10 protein-coding genes and 1 pseudogene are annotated in these 14,279 nt (G+C 69.6%); 4 read left to right on the top strand and 7 right to left on the bottom strand.

What is annotated here, in order from left to right; all coding sequences use genetic code 11:
• Window positions 1-139: 139 nt before the first annotated feature.
• The 5 genes and pseudogenes from ACQP1K_RS23095 to ACQP1K_RS23075 form a co-directional block, all read right to left on the bottom strand.
• Entirely contained in the window at window positions 140-1,549 is a 1,410-nt protein-coding gene (locus tag ACQP1K_RS23095; RefSeq protein WP_433497786.1) for an amidase, read from the bottom strand.
• A gap of 3 nt (window positions 1,550-1,552) precedes the next feature.
• Window positions 1,553-1,762 (bottom strand): hypothetical protein, encoded by a 210-nt coding sequence (locus ACQP1K_RS23090; protein ID WP_433497785.1) that lies wholly within the window; start codon window positions 1,760-1,762, stop codon window positions 1,553-1,555.
• Between the two features lie 30 nt (window positions 1,763-1,792).
• Window positions 1,793-2,980 carry an ABC transporter substrate-binding protein gene (locus ACQP1K_RS23085; protein WP_433497784.1) on the bottom strand — a complete coding sequence of 396 codons (1,188 nt, stop codon included), beginning with the start codon at window positions 2,978-2,980 and terminating at the stop codon, window positions 1,793-1,795.
• Window positions 2,977-3,216, bottom strand: a pseudogene (locus ACQP1K_RS23080) (transposase); the annotation flags it as partial. The gene ACQP1K_RS23085 and the pseudogene ACQP1K_RS23080, both read right to left, overlap by 4 nt.
• Window positions 3,217-3,411: 195 nt before the next feature.
• The gene (locus ACQP1K_RS23075) at window positions 3,412-5,952 is read right to left on the bottom strand and encodes a glycoside hydrolase family 9 protein (RefSeq protein ID WP_433497783.1); all 2,541 of its coding nucleotides are present in this window, start codon (window positions 5,950-5,952) and stop codon (window positions 3,412-3,414) included.
• Between the two features lie 204 nt (window positions 5,953-6,156).
• Between ACQP1K_RS23075 and ACQP1K_RS23070 the strand changes: the two genes are divergently transcribed.
• The 3 genes from ACQP1K_RS23070 (at window position 6,157) to ACQP1K_RS23060 (ending at window position 9,177) form a co-directional block, all read left to right on the top strand.
• Entirely contained in the window at window positions 6,157-6,771 is a 615-nt protein-coding gene (locus tag ACQP1K_RS23070; RefSeq protein ID WP_433497782.1) for an ArsR/SmtB family transcription factor, read from the top strand.
• Complete coding sequence (locus ACQP1K_RS23065; protein WP_433497781.1) at window positions 6,768-8,039, top strand: MFS transporter; 1,272 nt, start codon at window positions 6,768-6,770, stop codon at window positions 8,037-8,039. The genes ACQP1K_RS23070 and ACQP1K_RS23065 overlap by 4 nt, the downstream gene beginning before the upstream one ends.
• A 64-nt stretch (window positions 8,040-8,103) precedes the next feature.
• Entirely contained in the window at window positions 8,104-9,177 is a 1,074-nt protein-coding gene (locus ACQP1K_RS23060; RefSeq protein WP_433497780.1) for an MBL fold metallo-hydrolase, read from the top strand.
• A 258-nt stretch (window positions 9,178-9,435) separates the two neighbouring features.
• On the opposite strand, the gene ACQP1K_RS23055 is transcribed toward ACQP1K_RS23060, so the two are convergent.
• Both ACQP1K_RS23055 and ACQP1K_RS23050 read right to left on the bottom strand, forming a co-directional pair.
• Window positions 9,436-11,796, bottom strand: coding sequence for a glycoside hydrolase family 65 protein (locus ACQP1K_RS23055; protein ID WP_433497779.1), 2,361 nt, complete (start codon window positions 11,794-11,796; stop codon window positions 9,436-9,438).
• A 16-nt stretch (window positions 11,797-11,812) separates the two neighbouring features.
• A complete protein-coding gene (locus tag ACQP1K_RS23050; protein ID WP_433497778.1) occupies window positions 11,813-12,553 on the bottom strand; it encodes a beta-phosphoglucomutase family hydrolase in 741 nt (246 codons plus the stop codon).
• Between the two features lie 199 nt (window positions 12,554-12,752).
• On the opposite strand from ACQP1K_RS23050, the gene ACQP1K_RS23045 reads away from it, so the two are divergent.
• Window positions 12,753-14,279 carry a sugar ABC transporter ATP-binding protein gene (locus tag ACQP1K_RS23045; protein WP_433497777.1) on the top strand — a complete coding sequence of 509 codons (1,527 nt, stop codon included), beginning with the start codon at window positions 12,753-12,755 and terminating at the stop codon, window positions 14,277-14,279.

Here is a 14,279-nt window from a genome sequence, read left to right as displayed (position 1 = left end):
GCCAGTAGCGGGATCGGCCTGTCCGAGGCCGGACGCAGCCCCGGCTCACGGTCCCGACCCGCTGCATCTGGCCACCGTATCGGGCATCGACGACAAGACCGCCTCGGGTGAATCCGAGGTCACGAGTGGGTCGCGGCGACTACGAGATGACGGTGCTCGCCGGAGCGTCCCATCCCGACACCCGCTCGTAGGCGGCACCGACCTGCACGACCGTCTCCTCGGCGAAGGGCCGCCCCACGATCTCCAGCCCCACGGGCAGCCCCTTCGCGTCCAGGCCGCACGGCACGGACATGGCGGGAAGACCCGTGACGTTCGCCGGGCATGCGGACCTGCCCAGTAGCGGCGTGAGCGGCTCCTCCACCCCGTCAGGCCAGGCCACCATGTCCTCGCCGATCAGCGGTGCCGTGATGGGCAGCGTGGGGGAGAGGAACACGTCGAGGTGGTGGTCGTCGAACATCGCCTTCCATGCCTGCTTGATCAGCGTGCGCGCACGCAGCGCCCGGATGTAGTCCGTGGCCAGAACCAGCTCACCGGCCTGCAGGAACGACCGCAGCTCTTCGCCGTATTTCTCCGGCGACTCCCGCAGGGGCCGCTGGTGGTCGGCGCTACTCGCCTCGGGAATGAGGATGCCCCATTCGACCGCCAGGTAGAGGTCCGGCAGGGGCACCTCGACGTCCCGGACCTGTGCCCCTTCGGCCTCCAGCCGGGAGACGGCCTCGCGGAACCGGGCCTCCACGCTCGGGTCGATCCGTTCGATGAAGTAATTCGTCGGCACGCCGATGACGAGCCCGGCCACCCCGCGGTCGAGGCCGGCCATCGGCCGGGAGGCCGGGCTGTGCGCCGCTGCCGGGTCGCCCGAGGTGTCATGCCCGAGGAGGGCCTCCATCCCGAGGGCCGCGTCGGCGACCGTCTTGGCGATGGGCCCGGGGTGATCCAGGGACCAGCTGAGCGGGGCGATTCCCTGCCGGCTCAGCAGGCCGTAGGTCGGCTTGAGGCCCACCGTGCCGCACATCGACGAGGGAAGGCGAATCGAGCCGCCGGTGTCGGTCCCGACCGCGAGCAGACTCTCACCTGCGGCGATCGCGGCCGCCGAGCCGCCGCTGGATCCCCCGGCGATACGGGTGGTGTCCCAGGGGTTGCTCGTGCCCGGCGTGACGCCACCGAAGGCGAACTCGTCGGAGCGCGTCTTGCCGACGAGGATGGCGCCGCCCCGCCGCAGCTCGGCCACCAAGGCGGCGTCCTCATCCGGCACATAGGTGGCGCGCTGCTCCGACGAGCACGTGGTGAGCACGCCCGCCGTGTCGAAGTTGTCCTTGACAGCGATGGGAATGCCGTGGAGGGGGCCGCGGTACCGGCCGTTGAGGATCTCCCGCTCGGCTCGCTTCGCCTCCGTCCGGGCCTCCTCGTGCACGATGGTGACGAACGCGCCGACGCGACCCTCGACGGAGTCGGCGCGCGCGAGGCACGAGTCGACGAGCTCCACGGGTGACAGGTCGCGGGACTTCAACGCGGCGGAGGCTTCGGTCAGAGTGAGGTCATACGGCTGCATGGTTCACTCCCAGCGTGCGTCGAAATGGGTGGCGGGCAGGACGTTGTCGAGCTCCACGTCGTCCAGGACGTCGAGGATCCCGTAGACGTCGGCCAGGATGCCGCCGACGGCCTTGAGCCGTTCCTCGTCGAGGGGCAGCCGGGCCATCCCGGTGAGGGCGGCCAGGTCGCCGAACTGGCGAGGCGCCGGCGGGGGAACGGGGATGTCGGACACCGACTCAGCACTCCTTCGTGGACGGGCGGATCATGATGACGTCCACACGACGTCGTCGAAGCTCGGCTTCGGCTCGGCCTTGAGTAAGCCCATGTCGGTGAACCGGTCGAGCGTGTTCGTGAACGTTGCTCGGTCGATGTCGACGGAGTAGGCGCTGAAGGTCTGCCGGACCTCACTCGCCACGGCCTCGTTCTTGATGCCGAGCTCCTCGGCCAAAATCGCCTTGACCGTGTCGGCGTTGGCTTCGTCCTGGATGAAGCGGAGGCCCTGCTCGACGGCCGAACAGAAGCCGGACGCCAGCTTCGGATTGGCGTCGAGCCATTCGCGCGACGCAGCCCATCCGCTGCCGTAGAACTCCCGATACTCCGGAGGGCCGTCCGGCAGATAGAGAATCGGCTCTGCCGCCTTCGTCACCTCGAGGTGCTGAGTGGTCGACGGTGAGGCTTGGATGACGTCGACAGTGCCCTTGCCCAGCGATGCGGCCTGAACCGCGGGATCGACGCCGGTGGTGACGTAGGTGATGTCGTCCACGCCGTAGGCGGCCATGACCGACTCGAAGATGACGTGCATCCCGGAGCCGACCGGGGTCTGGATGCCCACGGTCTTCCCGGACAGCCCCTGCAAGACGTCCTTCCAGGAGTCGCCCTTCTTCGTCGAGGGGAGATCGCTTCCCGGAGCCGTCATCAGGGTCGTCTCCAAGTAGGGGAGGCTGCCGCAGAAGAACGCGACGTCAAACCCGGCCTGCCACCCGCGCACCATGTCCGACGTGGCCCAGATGCCTATCTGGGAATTGGTCGCCTTGAGTCCCTGCGGGCCGGTCATGTTCGACGGTTCGGTCACTTCTTCAATGGCGATGCCGGCATCGGCGAGATAGCCCTGATCCTTTGCGATGGTGAGCGGGACCTTGTAGGTCTGACCGGGGAACATCATGACCTTGAGGGTCTCCACCTGGCCGGTGCCCTGCCCTTCCGAGGGGGCGTCACGATCGGCCGAAGAACCGCACGCCGCGGTCGTGAGCACAAGCGCGGCGACAACACCGTAAGCGGCCAGTCTCGGAAAGTGAGCGGTCATCTCCAGCTCCTGTCGACAAAAGCGTCGGGGCGATAATTTTTCGTTGACCGTCTCACGTAGAACGTTAAGATCGCAAGCACCTGAGAATTCCGCGCTCGCCGGAACGCGGTCTGACCAATCCCTGAGAGCCTGCTGACGAAGGCTCACGTGCTCGTGGGTACGGGTCCGTAGAGGGCTGATTCGATCTTGTCGATGTAGCCCCGGTGAGACCATTGCACGGTGGCCCACCAGATCAGGGCCTCGTGATGCTCGGGCTTGCGTTCGTAGATGCGCACCAGTCGCCGGCAACGCGTCAGCCAGGCGAAGGTTCATTCCACCATCCACCTGCGGGGCAGCATGACGAAGCCACGAACGTCGTCGGAGCGCTTGACGATCTCCCCGGTGGGGCACGATCGCCGGCGCTCGGCGCGCGGGCGTGTGGACAGACGACAACGGGCTCCTGGTCGCCGAGTTGCGTAAGACAGCACCTCAGCTACCCAGGAGCCCGCTCCCGTCCGCAGGGGATTACCCGGAAAGAGTTTCTCCTAGGCCATCCCCGGTTCCGGCCTCAGCGACCGAACCCCTTTGTCGGCAGGCGCTCAGGCACAGGCGGCGCCGTTCAGGAGGAACAGGTCGGGCACGGGGTTGGGCCCGGGCGCCGAGGCGCCGTTGAAGCCGAACGTCACCGACTGGCCCGGCATGATCTTCTTGTTGTACGTGACGTCGGTCGCTGTGACGGTCGCGCCCTGCTGGGCGAGCGAGGCGTTCCAGTCCTGGACGACCTTCTGCCCGCTGAGGAACGACCACTTCAGCGACCAGCCGTCGATCGCCTTCTCTCCGGTGTTCTCGAGCGTCACCTGGGTGGTGAAGCCGTCCGGCCAGGAGCCGTGCACGGTGTAGGTCACCTTGCAGGTCGAAGCGGCCGGCACGGCGCCGTCGCCCTGGTCGGCGATGAACGCCGAGATCCACGACAGCGGGGAGTTCCAGTTGATGGTCAGCTCGTTGGTCGACCACGACTCGATGTCGTCGATGTAGCAGAACTGCGGCTTGCAGCCGTCCAGCTTCGCCTGGGCCACCGGGTCCTGGATTCCGGAGTTGGGGCCGCCGGCGAGCGTGCCGCGCGGCGGGTTGGGCAGCGAGGTGTCCAGCTGGTGGGCGTACCACCTGCTGTGCTGGTTCTTCGACGCCACCTCGCCGTAGCCGGTCACGTAGGACTGGTTGAGCGCGTTGCGGCCGAGGATGTAGTCGATGCTCTCCAGCACGCCGTCGCGATACTTGATCTCTCCCGTGATGTCGTAGGCCGCGGCCATGACGATCGCGTTGTTGATGACCAGGTTGTTGGATCCCCACTCATAGGTCGCCGGGTTGTACGGCAGGCCGTACGGGTGGGCCTCGACCGTCGCGAGGTACTTGTCCGCGCCGGCGATCACGGACTCGCGCACGTCGTCGCGGCCGGGCAGGTTGTTGGGCACGGTGGCCAGGTCGATGCGGCCGAGCGCCGCGACGTTGCCCCAGTCCATGGCGCCGCCCGTGCCCCAGATGTCGGCCGTGTGGCGCGGCGAGGCGAGCACGAAGTCCTTGAACTCGTTCTCGCCGGTGGTGATGTAGAGCTCGGCGGCCGCCCAGTAGAACTCGTCCTCGACGTTGGAGTCGTTGTAGGCGCCGCCGCCGGTGCCGTCGGCCGGGTCGGCGAAGAGGGCGGGGTTGGCCTTGGCCGCGGCCCAGGCCTTCTTCGCCGCCGTCAGGTTCTGGGCCGCGAAGTCCGAGTCGTACGGTGCGAACAGCCGGGCGGCCTGGGCGGCGGTGGCGGCGAGGTTGAGGGTGGCCGCCGTCGACACCGGGTGCAGCTCGCGCTTCTGCGGGTCGAGGTGGGGCAGCAGCGGCAGACCGGTCCAGTTCTCGTCATGGATCTTGTGGTGGACCATGCCGTCCTGCCGCTGCATCTTCAGCAGGAACTCCTGCTCCCAGCGGGCCTCGTCGAGGATGTCGGGGACCGCGTCGCCGCTCTCGGGGATGTTCAGGCTGCCGATGGCCTTGGCGGTCGGGGCGTTCTTGGTCCGCTCGAACTCGCTCATGAGCTGGGCCACCGAGATGCCGCCGTTGACGACGTACTTGCCGTGGTCGCCGGCGTCGTACCAGCCGCCGGAGACGTCGAGCCGGTAGTCGCACAACCCCGGCTGGCAGGGGACGTCGGTGTCGCCCTGGTTGGGGGCGACCCCGATGTGCCCGGCGGGCCTGCCGTACCCGGGACGCAGGGCGTCGTCGATCTCGATGCCGCTGCGCTGGGTGTAGTAGAACTTCAGCGCGTCGAGCTTGAGGTCGGCGTAGGCGTCGGCCTTGATGTCGAACGGGTGGCTGGTCTCGCCGTCGGCGGTGAGTGTGAAGTCCGTGCCGGCCGTGACGTACGAGCCGAAGTCGATGGAGTGGACGTTCTGGCCGGAGCTGGCGTCGACCCCGCGCGGTTCGGTGGTGCCCTGCGCGACCGTCTCGCCGTCGGCGTTCTCGAGCCGCCAGGGCAGTGCCTCGGTCGCGTCGGTGACCAGGGTCGCGTTCTTGGGGCCCTTGGGCAGGTAGGCGACCTGGTTGACGCGGACCCGGGGACCGGTGTCCGGCTGGTAGACCTCGGGCTCGGCCCCGCCCCTGAGCGAGACGTCGTCCACGCAGAATCGCCACGGCTCGGCGCTGCCGCCGAGCTGGAAGACGACCTGGGCGTCCGGCAGGTCGACGGGTGAGGTGAACGTGTAGGTGTAGGCGTTGCCCGAGACGCTGACCTCGGGGGCGGCGGAGATGTACTGCGTGTAAGGATCGACCGGGAGCTGGACGTACGCGCGGGCGACCTTGGCGGGGGTGCCCGTGGCGAAGAAGCCGAAGGCGTAGGTCTCGTCCTTCACCAGGGGGATGTCGTTGATGCCGACGATCGCGTCCCATGGGTTGACGGTGCCGCCCGGCACATCGGTGCAGAGCCGCCCGTCCGTGAGCGCGAATTCGAGGTTGCCGGTGTGCCACCAGGGGTCGGTGGTCGTATCGAAGGTGCCGTTCGGGATCTGTTCCGGCCCGTCGGCGTCAGCGGCGGCCGGCAACCCGTTCAGACAGGTGGCGGCCAGCGCGGCGACGGCGAGGATGCTGAATTTTCTGAGCACAGTGTTCCTCGGGGATGTGGGAGCGCTCCCAAATCGGTGAGCGCCTAGATGTTTCCGCTGTGCTTCATCCGGCGTCAACGACTCGCCCGGGTGGGACCGCTCTGACCGTGATGTTGTCCGCTCGGTGACTGAAATTTTCATTTCTGCAAAGGAAGCTTTGCAAAGCAACTTTTGTAATGTACTTTCCGTATCGGGAGGGGTGTCATGGATCACGAGGTCTTCCAGGTGCGGGATCCCCGGACGCTGAAGGCGGTGGCGCACCCGCTGCGGGTGCGGCTGCTGGGTGCGCTGCGGATGGACGGCCCGGCGACCGCTACAGAGCTGGGCGCGCGCTTCGGGGAGAGCTCTGGATCGACGAGCTATCACCTGCGGCAGCTCGCCCGGTACGGGTTCGTCGAGCAGGACCCGGAGCAGCGTGACCGGCGGGAGCGGCGATGGCGGGCGGTCCACATGCTCACCTCGTGGAGCGACGCCGAGATGTCCGCGACCCTCCAGGGCCGGGAGGCCGCGGCCTTCCTCCGGCGACGTCAGCTCGAGACGCTGATCACGCAGGTGGAGACCTTCGAGCGTGAGCGGGAGTCCTGGAGGGAGGAGTGGACCGAGGCGGTCGGGATGTCGGACATGCTCGTACGGCTGTCGCCGGCGACGCTGACCTCGCTGTACGAGACGGTCTCGGCGCTGCTGCGTGAGGCGGACGACCGGGATCGGGACAATCCCGACGCCCGCGTTCTGTCGGTCTTCTTCGCCGCCTATCCCCGCCCGGCCGAAGACGTACCCGGCCCTTCCGGCCGGTCCGCCGACGCCGAGGCGGGAGAGTGACGTCGTCGGAGGCGGCCCGGCGGCGGTACGCGCTGATCCAGTTCCTGACGTGGCTGCCCCTGGGGCTGACGATGGCGCCGATGGTGCTGCTCATGTCCGTCCGGGGGCTGGACATCGCCCAGATCGGCCTCGTCTTCGCGGCCTACTCGGCCGTCGTCGTCGTCCTGGAGCTTCCCACCGGTGGCCTCGCCGACGTCATCGGGCGGCGGGCGGTGCTGGCGGTCTCCGCGGCCGTCAACGTGGTCGGGCTGGTCACCATGGCGCTGGCCGGCTCGTTCTGGCCGTTCCTCGCGGCCTCGATGCTGAAGGGCGTCGCCCGGGCGCTGTCGAGCGGACCGGCCCAGGCGTGGTACGTCGACGCGCTGCAGGCGGCCGAGGGGCCGGAGGCCGACCTCAAACCGGGACTGGCCGTGGGCGCGACAGCGGGGGCCGTCGCCCTCGCCGTCGGCGCGCTGACCGGTGGGCTCCTCCCGCTCGTCACACGCGGCGACGCCCTCGCCGTGCCCTTCTGGGCGGCGGCGGGAGCGGCCGTCGTCCTTCTGGTCACCGTGCTGTGGGCGATGCCGGAGACCCGGACAGCCGTGGCCGTTAGCGGGGCACGGGGGCGCGTGGCGGAGGTGATGCGCGACGTGCCGGCGACGATCGTGGACGGGATCCGCCTCGGGCTGACCGACCGCGGGCTCGGGCGGCTCCTGCTGGTGTCCGTCGCCTCCGGCGTGATGCTCAACGGGATCGAGTTGCTGACCCCCGGGCGGCTGGCCGCGCTCACGGGCCGGGCGGACACGGCGAGCGCGACCTACGCCGTGGTCACCGCCCTCGGCTTCGCCGCCAACGCGGTGGGAAGTCTTGCCGCCCCGGCGGTAGCCCGCCTCGCCGGAGGGTCGGTGCGGGCCGCCGTGCTGGCGACGATCGTCGTCGCCGGGGCGGTCGCCGCGCTGGCCGCCTCGGCGGGGCTCACCGGCCGGGCGGGGATCGTCGCGGCGGGCGTCGCGTACGTCCTGATCTTCGCAGGGGCCTCGGTCGTCGAGCTGCTGCGCGGCGAGTTGATCCACCGTAGGGTCGCCTCCGGCCGACGGGCGACCGTGATGTCGGTCGACTCGCTCCAGTTGCAGTTCGGCGCCATGCTCTCGTCGGTGGCCCTGGCACCGCTCGCGAACGCCGCCGGCGTCGGCGTGGCCTGGGCGGCCGCCGCTGTGGTCATGCTCGGCTCTGCCCTTCTCTACCTGCGACTGCCCGCCCTGCGGCCGGCATTCGGGGACCCCTTGTAGAACGAAATTCGGTTGAGAGGCACAATCGAGCGTGATCGGGGCCGAGAGAGGGGTGCAGGGGCGGATGGCGGGGAACTTTGTGACGGCGGCGAGCGCGGAGCAGCGTGCCGCCTGGTTCGATGGAGCGTTGCCGCAGGTCGAGCGGGTACGGCCCGGCCTGTGGTCGATCCCGGTGCCGATCCCGATCAACCCGCTGCGATACGTCCTGGTCTACGCCCTCGAGATCCCCGGCGGCGTGGCGATCGTCGACGCCGGCTGGAACACCGATGAGGCGTACGCCGCGCTCGTGGCCGGGCTGCGGACCGCCGGATATGAGATCGGCGACGTCAAGAGCGTGCTGGTCACGCACATGCATCCCGACCACTACGGCCTGGCCGGACGCGTACGCGAGGGATCCGGCGCGTGGATCGGCCTGCACGAGGCGGACGCCCGCCTCCTGCACGACCGCTATGACGAGAACGCCATGCTCTCCCTGATCGAGCTGCAGCGAAAGCAGCTCGTCAGGTGCGGGGTGCCCGGCCTCACCGCTGACGAACTGGCCCAGGCGTCGAAGTCGGTCCGCGATCTCGTCGCGATGGTCATGCCGGACCGGCTCATCGAGGACGGCGAACGGCTCGATCTGCCCGGCTGGGATCTGCGGGCGCTGTGGACTCCCGGGCACACGCCGGGCCACCTGTGCTTCGTGGAGGCCGAGCGGAAGCTCCTCTTCTCCGGCGACCACGTGCTCGCGAAGATCACGCCCCATGTCGCCGCGCATCCCCAATCCGGGCCGGACCCACTCGCGGACTACCTCGGCTCCCTGCGCGAGGTCGGCGGGCTCGACGTGGACGAGGTGCTGCCCGCCCATGAGTTCCGCTTCCTCGAGCTGGCCGCGCGGATCGACTATGTGATCGCTCACCATGAGGAGCGGCTGGCCGAGATCGAGCGCGCCGTGGCGGAATCACCCGGTCTGACCTGCTGGGACATCGCCACCCGGCTGTCCTGGTCGAGGCCGTGGGAGACGATCCCGCTCCACATGCGGCGGACCGCGAACAACGAGACGCTCGCGCATCTCGTCTGGTTGGAGGCTCGTGGGCTGCTCACCCGCGTGCCCGGCGAGCCGGGTGACCCCGACCTGTGGTTCCCCCCTTCCCCGTGATCTTGCGAATACTCGCAGAGATGGTTGTTGACCTGCTCGTTCACCTTCCGTGATCTTGCAGAAACTCGCAGGTGGCGCCGCCTGCCTGGGGGTTTGTCCTCCGTGATCTTGCACTGCAAGATCACGGAGGATGTTTTCCCTGGTAGGAGGCTATGGGTGCGAGTTTCTGCAAGATCACGGAAGGGGTTCGCCCAGGTGAACGGGGGTGCCTGCGAGTATTCGCAAGATCACGGGGGCGGGGGAGGGGGTGGGGGGGGGTCAGCAGATCTGGGTGCGGCGGGGGGTGGGTTCACGGCCCTGTGGCTGCCGGATCAGCGGGAGCGGGGCGGGCGGCGGCGGGTTCTGCCGGGTCGCCGGATGCTCGTTGAGAACGAACTCCTCGCCGTGGTGGGCCAGCGGCAGCGGCGGGCCGTCCAGCAGGTGGTAGCTCGTCGTGCCCCGGGTGATCTTCACCCGCAGGCGGCGCCCCCGGTAACGCAGGCGGAAGCCCAGCCGGGTGATGCCCGAGGGCAGTCTCGGGGCGAAGCGGATCCGGCCGCCGCCCGCACGCATTCCGCCGAACCCGTCGACCAGCGCGATCCAGGCTCCGGCAAGTGAGGCCATGTGGACGCCGCCGCGTGCGTCCTGCGCCAGGTCGCGCAGGTCCACCAGCGCCGCCTCGCCGAGATAGTCGTACGCGAGCTCCAGGTGCCCGACCTCGGCGGCGAGCACCGCCTGCGTGCAGGCCGACAGCGACGAGTCGCGGACGGTCAGCGCCTCGTAATAGGCGAAGTCACGCGCCTTCTGCTCGGGCGTGAACGCGTCGCCGCACAGGTGCATGGCCAGCACGAGGTCGGCCTGCTTGACCACCTGCTTCCGATAGAGATCGAAGTAGGGGAAGTGCAACATCAGCGGGTACCGGTCGGACTTGGTGGCGGCGAAGTCCCAGACCGCGTGCCGGGTGAACCCCTCGCTCTGCGGGTGCACCCCCAGCCGCTCGTCGTACGGGATGAACATCGCGGCGGCGATGTCCCGCCATCTCGCCGTCTCCTCCAGCGTCACCCCCAGCCGCTCGGCCAGATCCGGGTGGCGGATGGCCGCCTCGGCGGCGGCGCGCAGGTTCCGCCGGGCCATCAGATTCGTATATACGTTGTTGTCCGAGACGGCGCTGTACTCGTCGGGACCGGTCACCCCGTCGATCCGGAAGTTCCCCTCGACGTCGTGATGCCCGAGGGAGGACCACAGCCGGGCGGTCGCGACGAGCAGCGGCAGTCCGGTCTCACGCTCGAACTCCACGTCCTCGGTCGCGTCGACGTACCGGGTGGCCGCCTCCGCGATGTCGGCGTTCACGTGGAACGCCGCGGTGCCGGCCGGCCAGTATCCGGAGCCCGCCTCGCCGTTGATCGTCCGCCAGGGGAAGGCGGCGCCCTCCAGCCCGAACTGTGTCGCGCGCTCCTCCGCCATCGGCATGATCGATTTTTGCCACGCCAGCACGTCGGCGACCGGTCGGGGATGGGTGTAGGTCAGCACGGGAAGCACGAAGGTCTCGGTGTCCCAGAAGGTGTGCCCGTCGTAGCCCGAGCCGGTCAGCCCCTTGGCCGGGATGGGCCGCTCCTCGGCACGCGCGCCGGCCTGCAGCAGATGGAACAGCCCGAAGCGTACGGCCTGCTGCACCTCCGGGTCGCCCTCGACCTCCACGTCGGCGCCGGCCCAGAACTCGTCGAGGAACCGCCGCTGCTCGGCGCACAGACCGTCCCAACCGGCCAGCCGGGCGGCGGCGAGCGCGGCCACGACCTGGTCGTGCATGGCGGGCCGGGAACGCTGGGCCGACCAGCCGTAGGCGAAGAGCTTGGTCAGCCGCAGCCGCTGCCCCGGGTCGAGGCAGGTGGCGACGGTCACCCGGCTGACGTCCTCGCGGCCGTCGGCCTCGACCCGCGTGTCCTCCGGGCCGTCGACGTCGTGCCACATTCCGGCCGCCACCCGCAGCCGGCTCGTCCTGGTGCTGTGGACCATGACGGAGACCCCGCCCGTCACCGGCAGGTTCTCCTCCACGGCCAGGGGCTGCTTCAGCACGGCCGCCGTGCGCGGGTCGGGGCCTGACTCCGGCAGGGTCTCGTTGGCCACCAGTTCCGACTGCACCACCGCCTTCAGCGTACGGTCGACCGGCTCGACCTCGTAGCGGACGGCCGCCACCGCGCGGTGGGTGAACGACACCAGTCGCGTCGAGGTGATGCGGATCTCACCCTTGGTGGGCGAGGTCCAGTGGACCCTCCGGGTGAGGGTGCCCGCGCGGAGATCGAGGATCCGCTCGTGCTCGTGCAGCGTGCCGTACCGGACGTCGAAGGGTTCGTCGTCGACCAGCAGCCTGATCAGCTTGCCGTTGGTCACGTTTACCACGGTCTGTCCGGATTCCGGATATCCGTAGCCCGCCTCGGCGTACGGCATCGGCCGCAGTTCGTACACGGAATTGAGGTAGGTGCCCGGCAGCCCGTGCGGCTCGCCCTCGTCGAGGTTGCCCCGCAGCCCGATGTGCCCGTTGGACAGCGCGAACACCGACTCGGTCTGCGCCAGCACGTCCATGTGCAGCCGGCATTCCCGCACCGACCAGGGTTCGACGACGAAGGCCGGATGCTTGATCACTGTGCCTCCCTGCCCGTCACGGCCGGAGAAGCTGGGCGAGGTCTTCGATCACTATGTCGGCGCCGTGTTCGCGCAGCGCGTCCGCCTGCCCGAGTCGGTCGACGCCGACGACGAAGGCGAAGCCCCCGGCGCGCCCGGCCGCCACCCCGGCCAGCGCGTCCTCGAACACGGCCGCCTCGACCGGCTTCAGCCCGAGGGCCTCGGCGCCCGCGAGGTACATGTCGGGGTCGGGTTTGCCCGCCAGACCCCGCTCCCGGGCGACGACGCCGTCGATCCGCGCCTCGAACAGGTCGGCGAGCCCGGCGGCGGCGAGCACCCGCTCCGTGTTGGCGCTCGAGGAGACGACGGCCCGGTGCAGCCCGGCGTCCCGTACGGCACGCACGTAGCGCGCGGATCCCTCGAAGACCTCCACACCGCGCTCGTCGAGATAGGTATGGACGAGGTCGTTCTTCCGGTTGCTCAGGCCGTACAACGTGGGCGTGCCGGACGGGTCGTCCGGAGATCCCTCCGGCAGGTCGACGCCGCGCGCCGCCAGGAACGTCCGCGTCCCGTCGAGCCGCTTCTTGCCGTCGACGTAGCGTTCGTAGTCGGTCACCTCGTCGAACGGCACGAAGGGCACGCCGGTCCGTTCCGAGTGCTCGCGCAGGAAGTCGTCGAACGCGGTCCGCCACGCCGCCGCGTGGATCCTGGCGGTGCGGGTGAGCACGCCGTCCATGTCGAACAGGCATCCCCGCACCCCGTCGGGCAGCCCCAGCATCGCCCCTCCCATCGGCCGGCGTCCCCTTCCCGGTCGTCCGTACCTCCCTACCCTTCCGATGCCGTTCCTATCGGTACGGATCCCTCGGCCATAGCTTTCGTTGATAACGACGAAAGTTATAAAAATTCGAATGCAAAGACCTTCCCAGGGCGACCAAAGTAGGCGTAGCTTCTGGTCAACCTTCGATCGGGAGAAGCCGATGAGCGACCTGCTGGTCATGCGGGGGATCGTCAAGCAGTTTCCCGGCGTACGCGCGCTGGACGGTGTCGACCTCGATGTCCGGGCCGGGGAGGTCCACTGCCTGCTCGGTCAGAACGGAGCGGGCAAGTCCACCCTCATCAAGATCCTCGCCGGGGTGCACCAGCCGGACGAGGGCACCATCACCCTGGGCGGTGAGCAGGTGCGCTTCGGCGGCACCATGGGGGCCATCAGGTCCGGCATCTCCACCATCTACCAGGAGCTCGACCTGGTCGACGGGCTGACGATCGCGGAGAACATCTTTCTCGGCCACGAGCACGCCAGGCTGGGCTTCACCAGGCGCGGTGAGATGAACAGGGCCGCCGCCGAGCTGCTCGGCCGGCTGGGGCACGGCGAACTGCGGCCGGCCACCGAGGTCGGCCGGCTGCCCGCTGCGGCCAAGCAGGTCGTCAGCATGGCCAGGGCGCTGTCGCACCGGGCCCGCCTGATCATCATGGACGAGCCCTCGGCCGCGCTCGCACACGACGAGGTCGCCAACCTGTTCCGGGTCGTCCGCGAGCTCACCGGCCAGGGGGTGGCGGTCGTCTACATCTCGCACCGCCTGGAGGAGATCCGCGAGATCGGCGACCGGGTGACCGTGCTGAAGGACGGCAGGACGGCGGCCGTCGGGCTGCCCGCGCGTGAGACGCCGACCGCCACCATCGTGTCGCTGATGACCGGCCGCAACGTCGAGTACGTCTTCCCGCCCCGCCCCGAGCCCGGGTCTCATGACGGCCGTCCCGAGGTGCTCAGGGCCGAGGGCCTCACGCTTCCCGGCCGCTTCGCCGACGTCACGCTCACCGTGCGCGAGGGCGAGATCGTGGGCCTCGCCGGCCTGGTCGGCTCCGGCCGCTCGGAGATCGTCGAGACGATCTACGGCGCCCGCCGTCCCGGCGCCGGCCGGGTGTTCCTGGACGGCGAACCGCTGCGGCCCGGCAGCACGGTGCGAGCCGTACGGCTCGGCATGGGGCTGGCGCCGGAAGAGCGCAAGTCGCAGGCGCTGCTGATGAACGAGACGGTCGGGCGGAACATCACGATCGCCGGCCTCAGCACGTTCGCCAGGCTGGGCTGGATCGACCGCCGCAGCGAGCGGGCGGAGGCCACCCGGCTGGTCAAGGCGCTGGAGCTCCGCCCGCCCGACCCCGACCGCCCGGTACGGACACTGTCCGGCGGCAACCAGCAGAAGGCCGTGCTCGGCCGCTGGCTCACCCGCCGCGGCGACGGGAAACGGAGCCGCAGGCTGCTGCTGCTCGACGAGCCCACCCGCGGCGTCGACGTCGGCGCCCGGGCGGAGTTGTACGCGCTGATCCGGCGGCTCGCCGACGAGGGCATCGGCGTGCTGCTCGTATCGAGCGAGGTGCCCGAGGTGCTCGGGCTCGCCGATCGAGTCCTCGTGCTGAGGGACGGCGCGGTCATCCACGAGTCGGACGCCCGTGATCTCGACGAGGCACGCGTACTGGACATGATCATGGAAGGGAGCGCGTTGTGA

The sequence above is a fragment of the Sphaerimonospora sp. CA-214678 genome, from assembly GCF_050942215.1.
In the GTDB taxonomy this organism is placed as follows: domain Bacteria; phylum Actinomycetota; class Actinomycetes; order Streptosporangiales; family Streptosporangiaceae; genus Sphaerimonospora.
Note: the sequence above shows the minus strand (reverse complement) of the source record. Positions and strands in the feature narration are given on the sequence as shown.